The following is a 17,594-nucleotide window of genomic DNA, read 5'->3' on the forward strand; positions in this document are numbered from 1 at the left end:
ACAACCAACATCCCTGTACCCGCCGTTCGGAACCCAAACGGCGGCGCTTCTCACAATGAGATGAAGGGGGTCAATTTTAGACGCCGATCACCCCGCTAAGGGGGGCAATTTTGCACGCCGCTCCACAACGACGAGGGCCAAAAGGGCAAAACTGGCGGCATCGGCTAAAAGCGCATTGCGCGATCCGATCCATCCCACCAGTACGCCCCCAGCGACTGGACCAGCGAGCATTCCAAGGCTGCGAACCATTTCCATAAGGGAATTGGCGAGTGCGAGGTCATTCCAAGCCGCTCGCCAACACTGGAATCAACGCGAATGTTGCGGCGCTGCTGATCGTGAACAGCACGCTCAACAGCGCGGCCCCGGCGAGCGTGAACATGGGATAATAGGCGATAAATGCTATCACGCCCGCTTGCAGAACTGACACCATGACCAGAATGCGGGCCGCCTCCCGGCGGTCGATCAAGCGGCCCGCCCAGGGTGCGGCGATCAGACCGGGTAGCAGCTCCGCGGTCAGCAGCGTCGGCACCGCATAGCCGGATGCGTTCTCGGCAGTGCGGAACATCAACGTCAGCAACGTGATTTCATCGCCGGTCGTCGAAATCGTAAGCGCCACAAGGACCAACCATCCCCAGCCTTGCCGAAACTCAACTCCCACTCACTTAACCTTCCGCACAGCCCCGCACTTTCCGGGTCACTCTGCACACTTCAAATCTCAACCGACAATCAGGTGAATAGCTTTAGCGTTGTTCTGCCAACCACTTAAGCGCCGATAGGCTTGGCATGAACAGATATTCGCCTCCCTTCATGACATTGAAGGTCTGCACACCGTCGATGCGCTTGCGCGCAGGCGCCTGCGGGATCGTGAACCGGCCGTCCTCCTCATGCAGACCAACGATTGGATCGCGCTCCTCGCCGAGGTCGACGAAATTGCCGCGGTTGATCCATTCCTGCTGCATGAACTCGATCGTGTCGTAAGCGCGCGCGCTTATGAAGATGAAGAACAGGCCGCGATCGCCTTTGGCATCGTCTTTCGGCGCCACATCCTCGGAATAAACCGGCCCGAAGGTCGAGGAACGGCGGATGATGCGGTGAATGTTGACGTCGGTGAGCAGTGTCAGCTCGGAATCGCGGGGATTGAGCCGGCGCATATGACAGCCGAGCGGCACGACGCGGCCTTTGGGGTCGTCCTTGAAATTGAAGTCGTTGTTGCGCTGCGGATCGGCGCCGAGGTCCGGGTCGTCATGATCCGGCGACAACGTCAGTGGAGCGCCTGACCGCCAGCGACCGAACATCTTGGCGGCAAGACGTTCGCGGTCCTCCGCCGTCTCGCCATGGGCCTTGAGGAAGGCGTTGAAGCAGCCGACCCGGCTGTTGTACTTGCGCAGGACGACGAAGGTGCCGTTCTTTCCCAGCGCCGCAGGTTCAGGCATGCCGAGCGGCTGGCCGTTCTCGCTCTCGTATCCAAGGATGAACTCGCCCGCCTTGATCGCGCGTTCCTCGCCGGGCAGCGGATCGACGCCGCTGCCTTCGACGGCGGGCTGGGAGATCGAATCCCGGAAGCCGAACGGGTTTTTCGCGCCGTCCGGCGCGCCGAAGCGATGCTCGCCGATCAAGGTGACGCCGCTGCTCTGGTCGAGTTCGGTTCGCGCGGTCGCCAGCGCCTTGTCGAGCGCCGCATCGTCGACCGCGTAGATGGTCAGCGCGAGATGGCAGTTGCCCGGCTTGAACACGTCCTCCCAGTTTTCCGGCGCGTTGGGTCCGAAGTCGCGGAGCTGCTCCGAGCGCGCCGCCATGCCCTGCTGAAAGGGGAGCGGGAATGTCTTGAGCTGCGCTTCAGGAACGCCGAGCGCCTTCAGTCCCTCGAAGCTGAGTGCAGCGCCTATCCAGAAATCGAGATCCTCGTTCCAGTTGTCGGCGGATGCGATATGGGGCGCGAGCCGGCCCAGCAAAGCGCGCGCGCCCTCGGCCTCGTCGAAATGGAGCATCGCATGGATGCCGACATAGGGCTCCGGCCGGCTTCGCAGGATCAGCGCCTGGATATCGTGCAGGTCGAGCGTAACGCTGTCCCTCGAGAAGCGCTCTTTCAGCTTTTGAAGGATCGTCATCGCTCAGCCCACCTTGTCCAGGAATTCGTTGACGGCATGTTCCATCCGCTGAAGCCGACGCACGTCGACGACCGTGACCTGCGGGTTGGCGACGAACCATCCGGCGGCGGTGATCTGATTTTCGGCGATGAAATCCTTGACCTTCGGGCTCGCGATGCCCGGCCAGCCTTCGACCGAGGCGAAGAGCAAATCCATCAGGTCAGGGATCTTGGTGGCGAAGTCGTTGATATAGGTGTCCCAGTCGCCGTCATAGGCGGTGGCGAACAGGATGCGGGTGTCGTTGTCGAAGAAGACGAACCGCATGTTGTGCAGGGTGCCGACCTTCTGCGCCCCGTCGAAATTGCCGTTCACGAGTCCGAAGATGCGTTTCAGCCGGTCCGCGCCGCCCGGCTTGAGGTTGGCGATGGCGGTGAGCTCGGAGACATTGCCGGACTGCGCGCCGACGCGACCGGCCGAGCCGGCCGTGCCCTTGAGGTCGGGATTGTGCTTCGTCACCATCTGCTCGAGCGCGAGCTTGGCGAGCTGCGGCGCGTCGCCGGCCACTTCCTCGATCCGCCGCCGGATGGCCTGAAGGCGGGTTTCGTCGATCTGCGGGTTTTCTTCGGTCTCGGCCATGACTGGCCTCCTTTCGTGATTGCGTGTGTCGATCGGTGCGTCAGTCCGGGATGGCGTCGATGTTTGTCGGCTCGACACGCGGCTGCGCGTTCATCTCATGGCGGTAGCGGGTGGATCGCTCATAGGCGGCGATGCGCACCCGCATGATCGATCCGAGCGGCTGGTGCTCGCGGATACCGTGCCAGGGATTGAACGACAGCACGTCATCGCCATAGACCCGCCGCGCCGGCGAATAGGCGTCCTGCGGCGGGATGCGCAGCGTGGCGATCGGCTGGTGTGGCGACAGCTCTTCGGGCCAGAGCACCGCCGCGTCCTCGACAGGCATCTTGTCGAGATCAGCGCAAAGTTGGGCGCGCAGTTGATACTCAGCACCCTGGTCGCGGAAATGCTCGACAACCAGATCGCGCATCGTAGAATCCTCCACTGTGCCGACGTCCTTGCCGGTGAGCGCGCGGACATTGTCGGAAAGCGGCGCGGCGCTGATCTTGGCGATGTGATCGCCAAAGCGGATCGCCGCCATCGAGTGATAGGTCTCGCCAAGCAGATGGTCGTTGTCGCGCGCGAGCCCGCGCAGCGTCGCGCCGGGCTCGACGCCGACCGCTTCGACCGCGGCTTCCACGCCACGCGCCACCCCGGCCATGGCGCGTTGGAGGAAGGCGGGGTTCTGCGCATTCTTCTCCAGAAGGCCAATGAGCTGACGATATTTGCCGATCGTGCCGAAGCTCAAGACCGGTATGTTGACCAGCAGGAAATCCTGATTGCGGCCCTGGTCGTCGGGCAGAAGCCGCTCTCCCTCCACGCCGATGACCTTGATCGCCATGCCGCGTGGGGCGGGGATGGTGTCCGAGTGGATATCTCCGGGCGCTGATGAGAGGCGGATCACCACGGAATAGGTGGCCGGGCGAGCGAAAAGCCCCTGGCGCAGATGCTCCGGCAGTTCCGGGACGATGAGTTCGCCCTTCAGGAACCCGTGGCTCTTGGCATGGGCGTCGCGCACCGCATGGCGATGGCGTTCGAAAGCCTTGCGGTTGGTGCTCGCCATGATCTCGAGGATCTCGGTGGTCAGCCGCTCCTCGTCTTCGCCGAGCACTTCAACGCTGGTGGAGTAGGGGATATAGGTCTCAGCCAAGGGCGATCCTTCGAACCGGATTTTCGTTGCATTCGAGATATCAGATGATATCTGGTTTTACGGTGAACGCCGACATGGGTAAAAGGTTTCCATGGCGTGCTGAATTGGAGGTCGATCGCTCATGCGCCTCACGCGAAAGGAAACACAGCGCCAGACGCGGGATAAGCTGCTCGCCGCAGCACATTCGTCCATTGTGGAAGAAGGGGTGGCGGCCATGTCGATCCGCAACATCTGTAGTGCGGCGGGTCATTCGCAGGGCGCCTTCTACTCGAACTTCACGAGCAAGGACGATCTGCTGGTCGAGATTCTGCAGGCTCATATCCAGGACGAGGTTGTGCTTCTGCGCGATCTGGTCGCCCACTGCTCCGGAGATGATATCGAGGCGACGCTGCAAGTGCTCGCGGCGCGGCTGGCTAAGCTGGCTGACGAACAGCATTGGTCGCTGCTCTCGATCGAATTGCAGCTTCATGCGCGGCGGGACCCCGCGTTCGCTGAACGGCATCGCGAAGGGAAGGCCGCCTGCCACCATTTGTTCGGAGAACTTGTGGCGGATCTGACGCGGCGCTTTGCACTTCGGCCTGCCTTGCCGCCGCTGCAGACCGGGATCGGTCTCTATGCACTGTGGATGGGACTGGCGGTCCAGGGCGATGTCGAAGGCGCTATTCCCCGAGAGCAAATGCTTGTCGGCTTTTTTCGCGCGATGGCAGGCCTCGATGCGCCATCCACCCGGTCATGAACATTCCTGGCGAAGGACGCCGCAGGATCGGCTGCGATGCTTCAGGCGTGCCGTTGGCTGGAAAAGTGGACGAACGTCGGCGCTTCCATATCCGTTTCCAGGCGACCAAAGAAGACATCGATGAACTCGGCCATGTCAACAATGCGGTCTGGGTGACCTGGATTCAGGATGTGTCGGTGGCGCACTGGCTGACAGCCGCGCGTCCGAGGGATGCCGACACCTATGTGGCCATGGTGCTCAGGCACGAGGTCGATTACCGCGGCAATATCCGGGCGGGCGAAGAGACCTTTGCCATAACCTGGGTCGAAGGGAAGCCGCGCGGAGCGAGATACGCCCGGTGCGTCGAGTTCAAAGACAGTAACGGTCAGACGCTCGTCGCGGCCCTGTCGCAATGGGTGCTCATCGAGAAAGCTACCGGCAAGCTGGTTCGCGTGCCCGCCGAAGTCGCTGCGCCGTTTCTCTATGAAACCCGACGCAAGGAAGAGAATGAATGAGCGACATCCTGAAAGTGACGGTGCTAGGCACCGGTGTCCTCGGCAGCCAGATCGCCTTCCAGGCCGCCTATAGTGGCTTTGACATTACCGCTTATGAGATCAGCGACGAAGCACTCGACCAGGCGAGGCATCGGTTCGAAACGCTTGTAGAAACCTACGTGAAAGAGGTGACGGGTGCGGCTGACGGCAAGGCAGCCGAAGCTTCGAGACGCATCACGCTCACCGCCGATCTCGGGGCTGCGGTTGCGAATGCCGATCTGGTCATCGAAGCGGTTCCGGAAGTGCTCGAGATCAAGCAGGCGCTCTACGAGAAGCTGGCGGCGCTCGCGCCTGACAGAACGATCTTTGCCACCAATAGCTCGACTTTGCTGCCGAGCGACCTCAAAGCCTTCACCGGCCGCCCGGACCGTTTCCTGGCGCTGCACTTCGCCAACAGCATCTGGAAGTTCAACACTGCCGAGGTGATGGGTACGGACGACACCGATCCGGCCGTGTTCGATACCCTGATCGCCTTCTCCTCCGCGATCGGCATGGTGCCGATCCCGGTGCGCAAGGAAAAAGCGGGCTACGTCCTCAACTCCCTGCTGGTGCCGTTCCTGAACGCGGCCACCGATCTGGCTGCCGGCGGCTATGCCGAGCCGGAAGGTGTCGACAAGGTCTGGCGGATCGCCACCGGCGCGCCGATGGGGCCGTTCCAGATCTACGACATCATCGGATTGAACACCCCCTACAACATCCTGTCGCACGGTGATGAGCACGCACAGTCGCTCGCCGCGTGGCTGAAGGAAAACTACATCGACAAGGGCAAGCTCGGCATCGCGTCGGGCGAAGGCTTCTACAGCTACAAGCCCGCCGACTGATCCCAACAAGAAAAACAGGAGTTTGCCATGCATTATAGCAGTGGAAACTATGAAGCCTTTGTCCGTCCACGCAAGCCGGAAGGCGCCGACAAAAAGACGGCGTGGTTCGTCGGCTCGGGCCTCGCGGGGCTCGCCGGCGCCGCCTTCCTGATCCGCGACGGCGGCGTTTCGGGCGACCGCATCACCATATTGGAAGAGCTGGAAATCCCCGGCGGCGCGCTCGATGGTCTGGACGTGCCCGAAAAGGGCTTCGTCATTCGCGGCGGCCGCGAGATGGAGGAGCATTTCGAGTGCCTGTGGGACCTCTATCGCTCGATCCCCTCGCTGGAGATCGAGGATGCCAGCGTGCTCGACGAGTTCTACCGGCTCAACAAGGACGATCCCAACTTTTCGCTGCAGCGAACGACGCAGAACCAGGGTCAGGACGTGCCCGACAAGGCGCTGCTAACGCTCAACGACAAGGCGCAGAAGGATCTCCTCTCGGTCTTCCTTGCGACGCGGGAGGAGATGGAGAACAAGCGCATCAACGAGGTCTTCGGCGAGGATTTTCTCAAGAGCAATTTCTGGCTCTACTGGCGCACCATGTTCGCCTTCGAGGAATGGCATTCCGCGCTGGAGATGAAGCTCTACCTGCACCGCTTCATCCATCACATCGGCAGTCTCGCCGACTTTTCCTCGCTCAAGTTCAATCGCTACAACCAGTATGAATCGATGGTCCTGCCGCTGGTGAAGTGGCTGACCGATCACGGGGTTAAATTCCGCTACGGCGTCGAGGTCACCGATGTCGATTTCGACATCCAGCCCGGCCGCAAACAGGCGACGCGGATCCACTGGAAGGAGCGCGGCGTCGAGGGCGGCGTCGATCTCGGCCCCGACGATCTCGTCTTCATCACCATCGGCTCGCTGACCGAGAATTCCGACAATGGCGACCACAGGACACCGGCGAAGCTCAATGAAGGACCGGCGCCGGCCTGGGACCTGTGGCGTCGCATCGCGGCGAAGGATCCGGCCTTCGGCCGCCCCGACGTGTTCGGCGCCCATATCCCGGAGACGAAATGGGCCTCCGCGTCGATCACTGCCCTCGACGCCCGCATTCCGGCCTATGTCGAGAAGATCACCAAGCGGAACCCCTTTACCGGCAAGATCGTCTCCGCCGGTATCGTCACGGTGAAGGACTCGGCGTGGCTGCTGAGCTGGACGGTTCATCGTCAGCCGCATTTCAAGAAGCAGCCCAAAGATCAGATGATCGCCTGGTTCTACGCGCTCTTTGTCGATTGCCCCGGCGACTTCGTGAAGAAGCCGATGCAGGAATGCACCGGTGAGGAGATCACCCAGGAATGGCTCTATCATCTCGGCGTGCCGGTCGAGGACATTCCCGAACTCGCGGCATCCGGCGCCAGCACCGTTCCCACGATGATGCCCTATATTACCGCCTTCTTCATGCCGCGCCAGGCGGGTGACCGGCCGGACGTGGTGCCGGAGGGCGCGGTCAACTTCGCCTTCATCGGCCAGTTCGCGGAATCGAAGCAGCGGGACTGCATCTTCACCACGGAATATTCGGTGAGAACCCCGATGGAGGCCGTCTACACGCTGATGCATGTCGAGCGCGGCGTGCCGGAGGTCTTCAACTCGACCTATGATATTCGTACACTTCTTGCTGCGATCGGTCCGCTGCGGGACGGCAAGGGCATCGATCTTCCCGGACCGGCCTTCCTGCGCAAGCTGCTGATGAAGAAGCTCGAAGGCACAGAGATCGCCAAGCTGCTCGAAGAGTTCCATCTGATCGAGGAGTGAACAAAGACCGGAAGGCACGCGCGGCGTGTGAAAGGTGATGAATGGCCGACGACGATCAGAAGAGCGAACGCGCCGCCGAGGTGACTGGGGCGCACGGCCATCATCACCATCATGAGCCGGACGGCGAAACGCCGTCCGGTCACGTCGACCATGATCCGGTCTGTGGCATGGTGGTCGATCCCGCCAGGACCGCTCACAAGGCTGAGTATGAAGGCGAGCGTTACGCCTTCTGCTCGGCCGGCTGTAAGGCGAAGTTCGACGCCGACCCCGTGCATTATGCAGCACGGGTAGCGCATGCCGAGCCGCACCATGAGGGTGCTGCTACCCATGGCGATCATTCCCACCCTAGCCACACCCATAGACTTGATCGCCATGAGCATCACCCCGTTGCGGCGTTAACGGCAGCCGTAACGGAGGGCACGATCTGGACCTGCCCGATGCATCCGGAAATCCGCCGGGACGCGCCGGGCAGTTGTCCGATCTGCGGCATGGCGCTGGAGCCGCTGATCGCGGCGGCGGATGCCGGACCCAGTCCCGAACTTGCCGATATGACCCGGCGCTTCTGGATCGGCCTCGCGCTCGCCTTGCCCGTGTTCCTGCTGGAGATGGGCGGCCACCTGATCCCGGCGCTGCATCATCTGGTGCCGATGAACCTCTCGATCTGGATCCAGTTCGCACTGGCGACGCCAGTGGTTCTGTGGGCCGGCTGGCCGTTCTTCGAACGTGGCTGGGCGTCGATCGTCAACCGCAGCCTCAACATGTTCACGCTGATCGCGATGGGGACCGGCGTCGCCTGGGGATACAGCATCGTCGCGACATTCGCGCCGCAGCTCTTCCCGCAGGCTTTCCGAAGCGCTGATGGTACGGTCGCGGTCTATTATGAGGCGGCCGCCGTCATCACCGTGCTGGTGCTGCTCGGTCAGGTGATGGAGCTGCGCGCCCGGGAACAGACGTCCGGCGCGATCCGGGCGCTTCTCAATCTCGCGCCGAAGACCGCCCGGAGGATCGGGCGGGACGATGACGAAGAGGATATTCCGGTCGAAGCCGTCGGCATCGGTGATCGGCTGAGAGTCCGGCCCGGGGAAACCGTGCCGGTGGATGGCGTGGTCGAGCAAGGTCGCTCATCGATCGATGAATCGATGGTGACCGGTGAATCCATGCCGGTGACGCGCGTAGTCGGCGAAGCGGTCGTAGGAGGTACGCTGAACCAGACCGGCGCGCTCGTCATCCGGGCTGAAAAGGTCGGGCGCGACACGATGCTGGCCCGCATCGTCCAGATGGTCGCCGATGCGCAACGCTCGCGCGCGCCGATCCAGCGCATGGCTGATCAGGTGTCGGGCTGGTTCGTGCCGGTCGTCATCGCCATAGCGCTGCTCGCCTTCGCGGCGTGGGGTCTATGGGGGCCAGAGCCACGCCTGTCGCATGGCCTGATCGCGGCCGTTTCGGTGCTGATCATTGCCTGCCCCTGCGCGCTCGGGCTCGCGACGCCGATGTCGATCATGGTCGGTATCGGCAAGGGGGCGGCGGCCGGCGTTCTTATCAAGAACGCCGAGGCGCTGGAGCGGATGGAGAAGGTCGATACGCTGGTGGTCGACAAGACCGGGACGCTTACGCAAGGCAAGCCGGCCGTGACCCGGATCGTCGCGACGCCGGGATTTGTCGAGGAGACCATCCTGCGGCTCGCAGCCGGCGTGGAGATGGCGTCCGAGCATCCGCTTGCGCGGGCGATCGTGGCGGCTGCCGAGGAGCGAAAGATCGCCATCCCCGACGTCGCCGACTTCGACTCGCCGACCGGCAAGGGGGCGATCGGTCGTGTCGGGGGCCGGCATGTGGTGCTCGGCAGCACCACCTTCCTCGCCGAACATGGGGTTGATACAGCGCCGCTCGCGGCACAGGCCGATGAGCTACGCCGCGACGGCGCAACCGCCATCTATATCGGCATCGATAAAGCCATCGGCGGCATCTTCGCCATCGCCGACCCGATCAAGGCGACCACGCCTGAGGCACTGAAGGCCCTGCATGGCGAAGGCATCCGCATCGTCATGCTGACCGGTGACAATCGCACCACAGCCGAAGCCGTTGCGAGAAAGCTCGGCATCGATGAGGTCGAGGCCGATGTGCTGCCGGACCAGAAAGCCGCGGTCGTCGAGCGCCTGAAGGCGCAGGGCAAGGTGGTGGCGATGGCGGGTGACGGCGTAAATGACGCGCCGGCGCTTGCCGCCGCCGATGTTGGTATCGCCATGGGATCGGGGACCGACGTTGCGATCGAAAGTGCGGGCGTGACGCTGCTCAAGGGCGATCTCACCGGCATTGTCCGCGCGCGACGCCTGTCGCAGGCGACGATGGCCAACATCCGCCAGAACCTCGCCTTCGCGTTCATCTACAATGCGGCAGGCGTACCGATTGCGGCCGGTGCGCTCTATCCCACGTTTGGGCTGCTGCTGTCGCCGATCATCGCTGCTGCCGCGATGGCGCTGTCGTCCGTCAGCGTCATCGGCAATTCGCTGCGGCTCCGGACAGTGAAGGCATGACGGACCAAGGCCCCGACCTTGTGGCGGGGTCTTGCGTGGGGTCTTAGTCGGCGCGCCTGCCGTTGGGGCGGGACCAGATCAGCGAGAAGGTGTCTTCGCCCTCGTTGTCGAAGAGGTTGGCATAGATCAGAGCGCCGATCTTCTCATGATGCCCTCGGCTGTCAGGGCGTCCGCGATCTGACGGTCGAGTGATCCCACAGCATTGAGCGTTCGCACCATCTCCTCGATGCGTGCGAAGTGAGCCAGATCGTCATAGTTGGCGGTATTGCGGATGATCACATCCTCTGTTCGCGCGCCGGTCTGCCACAGGATCGCGAACCAGATACGGCCTTGCGCACGGCTCTTGTCGACCGTCACGCTGTCGATCACGAGCCGCATCATCTCTTTGCGTTCGTCGATGCCAGCCCGCTTCCAGAACGCGGGCAACAGGGTCGGCAATGGTCAGGATACGCGTTCGCGCGGCGGCGGCCAGGGCGTTAACCTGCTCGACATGCCACCGCGCGTAATCCTGTTCGACGCGTCGGCTTCGCGTATTTTTTCTTCCCACAACGTTTCCAGCGAACGTGCGACGAGCCGCTTTTCCGACTCCACGGCATCATATTGTCGGCGTGCACGCTCCGCTTCGTAATGCGCCTTCTCCCGATTCAGCGCCCATTGACGTTCCAGCAGCCGGTTTTCGCCGTTCATCTGTTCATGAGCCGCAAGCGCAAGGTCGATGCGATCGGGTTGCAGAGCTTCGATCAACAGCCGCTCGACCTCTGCATCAACCTGGTTTGCGCGCACATTCTGGCAGTGCCCGCTCTGCTCGCTATCGATGCAGTGATAGACGGGGGTCTTCTTATGGGCAGAGTAAGTGAAGACCCATGCGGTGTCCGCATATCCCGCAGACCACGATGCCTTGAAGCATCGCTGCGCCACGCAGGGGCGCTCCGCGCCGGCCAGCGCTGAAGTTGCCGATATTGTCGGCGAGCCGCCCGACGTTGCTCATATATGCCTCCCATTGGCTATGCCGATGAGCCCGCGTAGGTGGTGACGCCATAGCCATATAGACGACTGGTCTATTATTCGTTATATATGCTGATCATGAATTTGACACCCAAAGCAGAAGCGACCCGGCAAAACATCCTCGACACGGGCTACAGCCTTGTGTTGAGCAAGGGCTTCTCCGCGCTCGGCCTTCAGGAAATCTTGAAGGTTTCCGGCGTGCCGAAGGGGTCTTTCTATCATTATTTCCCGTCCAAGGAGGCGTTCGGCTGCGCACTTCTTCGTGATTACGTGGACGGTTACGGCAAGAAACTGGACTCGCTGTTATCCGCGGAAGCCATAAGCGGTCGCGAGCGGTTGATGCGCTATTGGCGAGCGTGGCTCGATGATCCCGGGGAAGGTGATCAAGCCGGAGACGGCTGGGCCGAGGATTGCCTCGCCGTCAAACTGTCCGCCGAAGTCGCGGACCTGTCGGAGGCCATGCGGGCCGTTCTGAGCGATGGCGTCGCACGATTGCTGCAACGCATCGCCTCCATGATCGCCGAGGCGCGCGAGGACGGATCGCTTCCACCGGGGGCGGAGCCGTCCGCGCTGGCGCAGGTTCTCTACCAGATGTGGCTTGGCGCTGCGCTGCTCGCCAAACTCACCCGTTCTCGTGCGCCGATGCAACGGGCGATGATCGCCACCGAGCAGATTCTGGTCTGCACGCCGCAATCCAACCATCCGTGAAAGGAACCGAAGAATGAAAATTTTCTACAAGACCCGCGCAACGGCGACCGGTGGCCGTTCAGGCCACACGGCGCTCGACGACGGCAGCCTCGGCCTCGATCTCGCCATGCCGAACTCCGGCAAGCCGGGCGCCAACCCGGAGCAGCTGTTCGCGATGGGGTATGCAGCTTGTTTCGACAGTGCGCTCAACCATGTCGCCCAGCAGAAAAAGCTGGCGCTGATGGGTAGCAAAACGTCCGCGGAGGTCGGAATCGGGCAGACGCCTGAGGGCGGCTTCAAGCTGGACATCGACATTCATGTGGAAATCGCGGGTCTCGATGAGGCCGCCGCGCAGGAACTGGTCGAGGCGACGCATCGGGCCTGCCCCTATTCCAACGCCACACGCAACAACATCGACGTGCGCCTGCACGTCACCACGGTTTAAGGAGGCGTCATGCGTAGCGCCATTCACACCACATTCGGCGAACCGGCCGACGTTCTCGCTTTGGAAGAAAGCCCGGTTCCCGAACCCGGCCCGGGCCAGGTGCGGATCAAGACGATCCTTTCGCCGATCCACAATCACGATCTTTGGACCGTGCGCGGCAGCTACGGCTACAAGCCTGAACTGCCCGCTATTGGCGGTTCGGAAGCCGTCGGTACGGTCGATGCGCTCGGTGAAGGCGTGACCGGCATCACCATCGGTCAGCGCGTCTCGGTCGCCTCGGTTCATGGCTCATGGGCTGAATATTTCCTCGCGCCCGCTGCCGGGTTGGTCCCTGTCCCGGATTCGATCTCCGATGAGGCGGCGGCGCAGCTTATCGCCATGCCGTTCAGCGCGATCACTCTTCTGGACTTCCTCGAAGTGGCAAGTGGCGACTGGGTGATCCAGAACACCGCCAATGGCGCGGTCGGCAAAACGCTGGCAATGCTGGCGGCCGCGCGCGGTGTGCATATCGTCAATCTCGTGCGCCGCGATGCCGGCGTGGAAGAGCTGGCGGCTCTCGGCATCGCCAATGCCGTCTCGACTGCGACCGATGGTTGGCAGGATCGGGTGCGTGCGATCACCGGCGATGCGCCGATACGCGCGGCTGTGGATTCGATCGGCGGACAGGCCAGCGCTGAACTCCTGTCGCTTCTGGGTGAGGATGGGCTGCTGGTGTCCTTCGGCACCATGGCCGGAGAGCCGATGCAGATTTCCTCTGGCAATCTTATTTTCAAACAGGCCGTCGTGAAGGGCTTCTGGGGCTCCAAGGTGAGTGCCGCCATGCCCGCCGAAGCCAAGCGCCGGCTGCTTGGAGAACTTATCCGCCTCGTCGCCAGTGGCGAGCTGAAACTGCCGGCAGGGGCGGTATTCGGGCTGGATCAGGTCGCTGACGCCGTTCGCGCATCGCTGACAGCGGGCAAAGCAGGCAAGGTTCTTCTCAAGCCCTGAGCGACGAAGGAAAGACCGGCGATCGCCAACATCCTGATGTTCTCCAGCCATCAGCGTTGCCAAGGGCCAGACTATCCGTGGTTTGGTCAGGCGACGGAGAGGACGATCTTGCCCTGGATATTGCCACGGGCGGCGCGTTCGTGGGCACGGGCGGCGTCGGCGAGCGGGAAGATGCTGTCGACGACGATGCGGATGGTGCCGTCGTCAAGCAGGCGGGCCGCCTCGGCCAGTTGCGCGCCACTCGAACGGACCTGTGTCGTCGAGACGGTAATGCCCAGCGTCTCGGCTTCGGCATGTCCGGTGAAGCCCAGCGGATAGACCGGGTATAGAGAACCGCCACGCTTCAGGGTGCGGAAGAAGCGGCCGGTATCCGGTCCGCCCACGGCGTCGAGCACGACGTCCACGTCGCGCACGATCTCGTCGGCCGCCGTCCTGGTGTAATCGATGAACTGATCGGCGCCGAGCTCGCGCATCAGCGCCTCGTTCCTGCCCGACGCGACCGCGATGACGCGCGCGCCCTTCCACTTCGCCAGTTGCACGGCGAGGTGCCCGACACCGCCGCCGGCGCCGTTGACAAGGACCGTTCGGCCTTCGAGCTGCGCGTGTGCATGGGTAAATGACTGGAACGGGTTGGGTTCGTCATGACCCAGATCGATCAGGAACTGCCAGGCCGTCAGCAGCGACATGGGCGCAGCCGCCGCGTGAACATGGTCGATGCCCGGTTTGCGCGCGAGGTCCGATGCCGGCACGCTGACATATTCGGCATAGGCCTTGCTGCCTTCCATGACGTTTTGCGGGAAACGGACCATCGCGTAGACCTCGTCGCCGACGCTAAATCCCTCCACGCCATCGTCGAGCGCGGCGACGACGCCGGACACGTCCGATCCGAGGATCAGCGGAAAGGCGGGATGCGGTTGCCACTCGGGGGGAAGCGAGCGGTAGCCGTCACGGAGATACCAGTCCGGCGGATTGAGGCCGACCGCGTGGACGCGGACCAGTACCTCACCAGCCGCCAAGGTGGGGCGGGGCGCATCCTCGTAGCGGAGCACGTCCGGGCCGCCGAACGCGTGCAGGCGAACCGCCTTCATTGTCTCGCTCATCATTGCCTCCTTGGGGGGCATAAAAAAGCTGGGGGTGACGGTGCTGATCCGGTAGCTTTAGGAGCATGTCGAAACCGGCTCCGCTTGTCGCTTACCGTCTGAAGGTCGGCCTCCGGGATATATCGCCGATGATTTGGCGACGCTTGCTGGTTCGCAGCGATCTGACGCTTTTTGGTCTGCACCGGGTAATCCAGATCGCGTTTGGTTGGGAAGATTATCATCTCCATGCTTTCAAGGTGCATGGGCGCCGTTTCGGCACGCAAAGGACGGGTGAGCGTCACCACCTTGTCGAGGACGGGAAAATTCTGAGGGAACTGACACTTGCCGACCTGTCGCTGCGAGTGCGGCAACGCATGATGTACGAATACGACTTCGGCGATTTCTGGGAGCACGAGATCCGCGTCGAAGCGCGTGAACAACCGAGCGCAGACAAGCCCTGGCCGGTCTGCACCGATGGTGCTCGCGCCGGTCCGCCTGAGGATATCGGCGGACCGGGTGGATATGAGCGATTGCTCGAACGTCTCGATGAATTGCGCTTCGATCAGGGAAATGGCCTGGATGACTTTCTGGATGAAAACGATACCAGCGACGGCGAGGAAGATGACGGCGAAGAGTGGACGCCAGCTGACCGCGCCGGGTTCGACGGTCCAGATGATCCGCTGCTGCGCTACGATCCAGATTCCATCGATCGCCGCGCCATCAATCTCGCGTTGAAGGCTGAGTTTGTCGGCAAGGACCGGCCAATGTCTGTGGACTGATGCTCAGGCAAGCTCGGCTTGAGCGCGTCTGTCATCGCGTACCCGCATGATCGTCTGCCGGCTTGTCGAGAACGCCTTGCTGAGCGCGGACACGGTTTCGCCGCTTTCAAGGCGGCGCTCGACCTCGGCGCGCTCGTCTGTTGTAAGGCTCGCAGGCCGTCCGATGGCCTTGCCCTCCGCCCGCGCGCGGCGTAGCCCGGCCTGGGTGCGTTCGATCAGCAGGTCGCGCTCGAATTCGGCGACCGCGTTGATAACGCCCATCGTGAGCTTGCCTGTCGACGAGGTGAGATCGACGCCGCCCAGCGCCAGGCAGTGGACGCGAACGCCCATGCGATCGAGATCGGCGACGGTGCTCGCCACATCCATCGCGTTGCGGCCGAGCCGGTCGAGCTTGGTGACGACGAGGACGTCGCCATCCTCTAGCCGGTCAAGCAACCGGGCAAAACCCTTGCGTTCTTTCGCCGCAACCGACCCGGAGATGGTTTCGGCGACGATCCGCCGCGGCTGCGCTGCAAAGCCAGCGGCCTCAATCTCGTGCAACTGGTTGTCGGTCGTCTGGTCGACGGTCGAAACGCGCAGATAGGCAAAGGTGCGTGACATGGATCCGGCCTCGATTGTCCGGAAGGGGTGTCCAGTAAAATTGGTGTGTCCGCAAGATGGTAAGGCTATTTTATGGACAGGGTTAGCTGTAGGTGACCGTAACCGGTCGGTTTCGGACGGCGGCACCGATGTGCCGGCCAATGAGTTCCCTTCTTCATGGAGGAATGAGCTCATGCGCTTCACCATCACCCTCACCGCAGCAACGGACGACAGGCCAACCAGCGGCATATCCATCGCCGTCATCGAACGCGACGACGACACGCTTACGATCGATGATCTCGGTCTCAGGATCGCGGAGAGCAAGCGACTGCTGGCCGCGCTGCAGCTCGCTGTGGTTCAGACCCAGGCGCTCGACTGGTGTCGCCGCCAGCGCGCTTGTCCGTGCTGCGGATCAGCAAGGCAAATCAAGGATCATCGTTCGATCATGGTGCGCACGCCGTTCGGAAAGATCGCCGTGCCAAGTACCAGGTTCCGGCGATGTACATGTAAACCCACAGCGGGTATCGCGGCGCCGATCGTGGCGGCGCTGCCCGAACGCGTCACGCCGGACCTTCTCGAGCTAGAGGCGCGCTGGGCTTCGCTCGCGTCCTACGGCATCACCGCGGAACGCCTTGCCGACGTCCTTCCGATCGGTGACGCGATCAACGCGACGACGATCCGGCAGGACACCCTACGCGTCGCGGAGCGTTTGGAAGCCGAGCTTGGCACCGAGCGACGCTGTTTCATCGAAGGCTGCGAGGCGGACTGGACCGATGGTCCGCTGCCAGGACCGCCTGTCACTGTCGGGATCGATGGAGGCTATGTACGATCATGGTACGATCGGCCGAACAATTTCGAGGTGATCGTGGGTAAGTCCGTCGTCGATCCGGGCGAGGATGGCGAAATTAGCGAGCCAACGCGCCGGTTCGGCTTCGTGGTCGGACATGACGACAGGCCGCGTCGTCGCCTTCATGAATTGCTGCTGGAGCAAGGCGTCGGGATGGACCGTGAGATCACCTTCATGTCCGATGGTGGCAGGAACGTCCGCAATCTTCAATGGGACATGCGGCCGAACGCCGAGCATGTCCTCGACTATTTCCACATCGCCATGCGGGTGACGGTCATGCAGCAGATCGCGCGCGGATTGCCGCCCCCATCCGAGACGGATAAAGACGTGGCCGTCGCCACTCTCGAGCGAGTTCGGCACTTCCTCTGGCACGGCAACTGGCGCCGTGCTCTCGACCTAATCGGCGACGTCGAGACCAGAATGCTTGGTGCGACAGATCCGGATGTCACCGACGAGCCGATGAGCCACCCACAGGTCTCGCCGCAAGCTCGCAATCTCCTCAAGCATTTGCGGGAGTTCGAAAGCTATATCAGCGCCAATGCCAGCATGATCCCGAACTATGGCGAGCGACGACGATATGGCGAAGCAGTCTCGACCGCCTTCGTGGAATCGACCGTCAACCAGGTCGTCGCAAAGCGCTTCGCAAAGAAGCAACAGATGCAGTGGACGCCCAGAGGGGTGCATCTGCTTGTGCAACTCCGCGTCCGTACCCTTGATGGCACGTTGGCCAATGACTTTCAGAGGTGGAGGGACGAACGGAAGGCGGCATGACCCCCAACTTTCTCATGCTCCCCTCGTCGACAGGTAGCGCCACGGAGGCGCAGGCGGTCTCGTAGATATCGTTGATCAGCCGGGCTTTGGACACCTTGCGGCCGACCAAGTCCCATGCTTCGCGGGAGAAAGTCTCCTGGCCGAGCAC

General features: G+C 62.6%; 18 protein-coding genes and 2 pseudogenes. 10 read left to right on the forward strand and 10 right to left on the reverse strand.

The window, feature by feature from the left end; genetic code table 11:
• Window positions 1-277 precede the first annotated feature (277 nt).
• From C2R25_RS14485 to C2R25_RS14500, 4 genes are all read right to left on the reverse strand, one after another.
• Entirely contained in the window at window positions 278-616 is a 339-nt protein-coding gene (locus C2R25_RS14485; RefSeq protein WP_017503244.1) for a hypothetical protein, read from the reverse strand.
• Window positions 617-740: 124 nt separating this feature from the next.
• Window positions 741-2,108 carry a Dyp-type peroxidase gene (locus tag C2R25_RS14490; RefSeq protein WP_004207012.1) on the reverse strand — a complete coding sequence of 456 codons (1,368 nt, stop codon included), beginning with the start codon at window positions 2,106-2,108 and terminating at the stop codon, window positions 741-743.
• A gap of 3 nt (window positions 2,109-2,111) precedes the next feature.
• Complete coding sequence (locus C2R25_RS14495; RefSeq protein WP_103729903.1) at window positions 2,112-2,723, reverse strand: hypothetical protein; 612 nt, start codon at window positions 2,721-2,723, stop codon at window positions 2,112-2,114.
• Window positions 2,724-2,763: 40 nt separating this feature from the next.
• Complete coding sequence (locus C2R25_RS14500; protein ID WP_233204011.1) at window positions 2,764-3,852, reverse strand: catalase family protein; 1,089 nt, start codon at window positions 3,850-3,852, stop codon at window positions 2,764-2,766.
• A gap of 121 nt (window positions 3,853-3,973) precedes the next feature.
• On the opposite strand from C2R25_RS14500, the gene C2R25_RS14505 reads away from it, so the two are divergent.
• The 5 genes from C2R25_RS14505 to C2R25_RS14525 are packed head-to-tail and all read left to right on the forward strand — an operon-like array spanning window position 3,974 to window position 10,267.
• Window positions 3,974-4,588 (forward strand): TetR/AcrR family transcriptional regulator, encoded by a 615-nt coding sequence (locus C2R25_RS14505; RefSeq protein WP_103729904.1) that lies wholly within the window; start codon window positions 3,974-3,976, stop codon window positions 4,586-4,588.
• On the forward strand, window positions 4,585-5,082 hold the full coding sequence (locus C2R25_RS14510) for a thioesterase family protein (protein WP_103729905.1): 498 nt from the start codon (window positions 4,585-4,587) through the stop codon (window positions 5,080-5,082). The genes C2R25_RS14505 and C2R25_RS14510 overlap by 4 nt, the downstream gene beginning before the upstream one ends.
• Window positions 5,079-5,942: a 3-hydroxyacyl-CoA dehydrogenase gene (locus C2R25_RS14515; protein ID WP_103729906.1), complete on the forward strand. Its 864-nt coding sequence runs from the start codon at window positions 5,079-5,081 to the stop codon at window positions 5,940-5,942. The genes C2R25_RS14510 and C2R25_RS14515 overlap by 4 nt, the downstream gene beginning before the upstream one ends.
• A 27-nt stretch (window positions 5,943-5,969) precedes the next feature.
• Entirely contained in the window at window positions 5,970-7,736 is a 1,767-nt protein-coding gene (locus tag C2R25_RS14520; protein ID WP_103729907.1) for an oleate hydratase, read from the forward strand.
• A 41-nt stretch (window positions 7,737-7,777) separates the two neighbouring features.
• Complete coding sequence (locus C2R25_RS14525; RefSeq protein ID WP_103729908.1) at window positions 7,778-10,267, forward strand: heavy metal translocating P-type ATPase; 2,490 nt, start codon at window positions 7,778-7,780, stop codon at window positions 10,265-10,267.
• A gap of 43 nt (window positions 10,268-10,310) precedes the next feature.
• On the opposite strand, the pseudogene C2R25_RS21320 reads toward C2R25_RS14525, so the two are convergent.
• The 3 genes and pseudogenes from C2R25_RS21320 to C2R25_RS14540 form a co-directional block, all read right to left on the reverse strand.
• Window positions 10,311-10,400, reverse strand: a pseudogene (locus C2R25_RS21320) (DUF736 domain-containing protein); the annotation flags it as partial.
• On the reverse strand, window positions 10,394-10,693 hold the full coding sequence (locus tag C2R25_RS14535; RefSeq protein ID WP_233204012.1) for a hypothetical protein: 300 nt from the start codon (window positions 10,691-10,693) through the stop codon (window positions 10,394-10,396). The pseudogene C2R25_RS21320 and the gene C2R25_RS14535, both read right to left, overlap by 7 nt.
• A gap of 15 nt (window positions 10,694-10,708) precedes the next feature.
• The gene (locus tag C2R25_RS14540) at window positions 10,709-11,185 is read right to left on the reverse strand and encodes a hypothetical protein (RefSeq protein WP_004207028.1); all 477 of its coding nucleotides are present in this window, start codon (window positions 11,183-11,185) and stop codon (window positions 10,709-10,711) included.
• 156 nt (window positions 11,186-11,341) lie between these two features.
• Between C2R25_RS14540 and C2R25_RS14545 the strand changes: the two genes are divergently transcribed.
• From C2R25_RS14545 to C2R25_RS14555, 3 genes are read left to right on the forward strand one after another with little or no spacing between them, the layout of a single operon-like run.
• The gene (locus tag C2R25_RS14545; protein WP_004207029.1) at window positions 11,342-11,980 is read left to right on the forward strand and encodes a TetR/AcrR family transcriptional regulator; all 639 of its coding nucleotides are present in this window, start codon (window positions 11,342-11,344) and stop codon (window positions 11,978-11,980) included.
• Window positions 11,981-11,993: 13 nt separating this feature from the next.
• Window positions 11,994-12,404 (forward strand): organic hydroperoxide resistance protein, encoded by a 411-nt coding sequence (locus tag C2R25_RS14550; protein WP_004207030.1) that lies wholly within the window; start codon window positions 11,994-11,996, stop codon window positions 12,402-12,404.
• A 9-nt stretch (window positions 12,405-12,413) separates the two neighbouring features.
• A complete protein-coding gene (locus tag C2R25_RS14555) occupies window positions 12,414-13,391 on the forward strand; it encodes a zinc-binding dehydrogenase (protein WP_004207037.1) in 978 nt (325 codons plus the stop codon).
• A gap of 86 nt (window positions 13,392-13,477) precedes the next feature.
• Here the strand turns inward: C2R25_RS14555 and C2R25_RS14560 are convergent, their stop codons facing one another.
• Window positions 13,478-14,491, reverse strand: a complete 1,014-nt coding sequence (locus C2R25_RS14560) for an NADP-dependent oxidoreductase (RefSeq protein ID WP_082733398.1) — start codon at window positions 14,489-14,491, stop codon at window positions 13,478-13,480.
• A 65-nt stretch (window positions 14,492-14,556) separates the two neighbouring features.
• Here C2R25_RS14560 and C2R25_RS14565 point away from each other — a divergent pair, with 65 nt between their 5' ends.
• Window positions 14,557-15,249, forward strand: coding sequence for a plasmid pRiA4b ORF-3 family protein (locus C2R25_RS14565; protein ID WP_066969391.1), 693 nt, complete (start codon window positions 14,557-14,559; stop codon window positions 15,247-15,249).
• A 3-nt stretch (window positions 15,250-15,252) separates the two neighbouring features.
• Here C2R25_RS14565 and C2R25_RS14570 read toward each other — a convergent pair whose 3' ends face one another.
• The gene (locus C2R25_RS14570; protein ID WP_233204015.1) at window positions 15,253-16,023 is read right to left on the reverse strand and encodes a recombinase family protein; all 771 of its coding nucleotides are present in this window, start codon (window positions 16,021-16,023) and stop codon (window positions 15,253-15,255) included.
• Here C2R25_RS14570 and C2R25_RS20265 point away from each other — a divergent pair.
• Entirely contained in the window at window positions 16,022-17,446 is a 1,425-nt protein-coding gene (locus tag C2R25_RS20265; protein ID WP_066488601.1) for an ISKra4 family transposase, read from the forward strand. The two genes, C2R25_RS14570 and C2R25_RS20265, sit on opposite strands and share 2 nt — an antisense overlap.
• 13 nt (window positions 17,447-17,459) lie before the next feature.
• Here the strand turns inward: C2R25_RS20265 and C2R25_RS14585 are convergent.
• Window positions 17,460-17,594: pseudogene (locus C2R25_RS14585) on the reverse strand (IS110 family transposase); the annotation flags it as partial.

This window comes from Novosphingobium sp. HII-3 (assembly GCF_002916655.1).
GTDB lineage: Bacteria > Pseudomonadota > Alphaproteobacteria > Sphingomonadales > Sphingomonadaceae > Novosphingobium > Novosphingobium panipatense.

What these genes read in the sequence shown, in the direction of transcription:
- C2R25_RS14510 (WP_103729905.1), top strand. Translation starts at nt 4,585, where the DNA reads ATGAACATTCCTGGCGAAGGACGCCGCAGGATCGGCTGCGATGCTTCA.
- C2R25_RS14525 (WP_103729908.1), top strand. Translation starts at nt 7,778, where the DNA reads ATGGCCGACGACGATCAGAAGAGCGAACGCGCCGCCGAGGTGACTGGG.
- C2R25_RS14515 (WP_103729906.1), top strand. Translation starts at nt 5,079, where the DNA reads ATGAGCGACATCCTGAAAGTGACGGTGCTAGGCACCGGTGTCCTCGGC.
- C2R25_RS20265 (WP_066488601.1), top strand. Translation starts at nt 16,022, where the DNA reads ATGCGCTTCACCATCACCCTCACCGCAGCAACGGACGACAGGCCAACC.
- C2R25_RS14570 (WP_233204015.1), bottom strand. Translation starts at nt 16,023, where the DNA reads ATGAGCTCATTCCTCCATGAAGAAGGGAACTCATTGGCCGGCACATCG.
- C2R25_RS14505 (WP_103729904.1), top strand. Translation starts at nt 3,974, where the DNA reads ATGCGCCTCACGCGAAAGGAAACACAGCGCCAGACGCGGGATAAGCTG.
- C2R25_RS14550 (WP_004207030.1), top strand. Translation starts at nt 11,994, where the DNA reads ATGAAAATTTTCTACAAGACCCGCGCAACGGCGACCGGTGGCCGTTCA.
- C2R25_RS14555 (WP_004207037.1), top strand. Translation starts at nt 12,414, where the DNA reads ATGCGTAGCGCCATTCACACCACATTCGGCGAACCGGCCGACGTTCTC.
- C2R25_RS14545 (WP_004207029.1), top strand. Translation starts at nt 11,342, where the DNA reads ATGCTGATCATGAATTTGACACCCAAAGCAGAAGCGACCCGGCAAAAC.
- C2R25_RS14520 (WP_103729907.1), top strand. Translation starts at nt 5,970, where the DNA reads ATGCATTATAGCAGTGGAAACTATGAAGCCTTTGTCCGTCCACGCAAG.
- C2R25_RS14490 (WP_004207012.1), bottom strand. Translation starts at nt 2,108, where the DNA reads ATGACGATCCTTCAAAAGCTGAAAGAGCGCTTCTCGAGGGACAGCGTT.
- C2R25_RS14565 (WP_066969391.1), top strand. Translation starts at nt 14,557, where the DNA reads ATGTCGAAACCGGCTCCGCTTGTCGCTTACCGTCTGAAGGTCGGCCTC.
- C2R25_RS14560 (WP_082733398.1), bottom strand. Translation starts at nt 14,491, where the DNA reads ATGAGCGAGACAATGAAGGCGGTTCGCCTGCACGCGTTCGGCGGCCCG.
- C2R25_RS14495 (WP_103729903.1), bottom strand. Translation starts at nt 2,723, where the DNA reads ATGGCCGAGACCGAAGAAAACCCGCAGATCGACGAAACCCGCCTTCAG.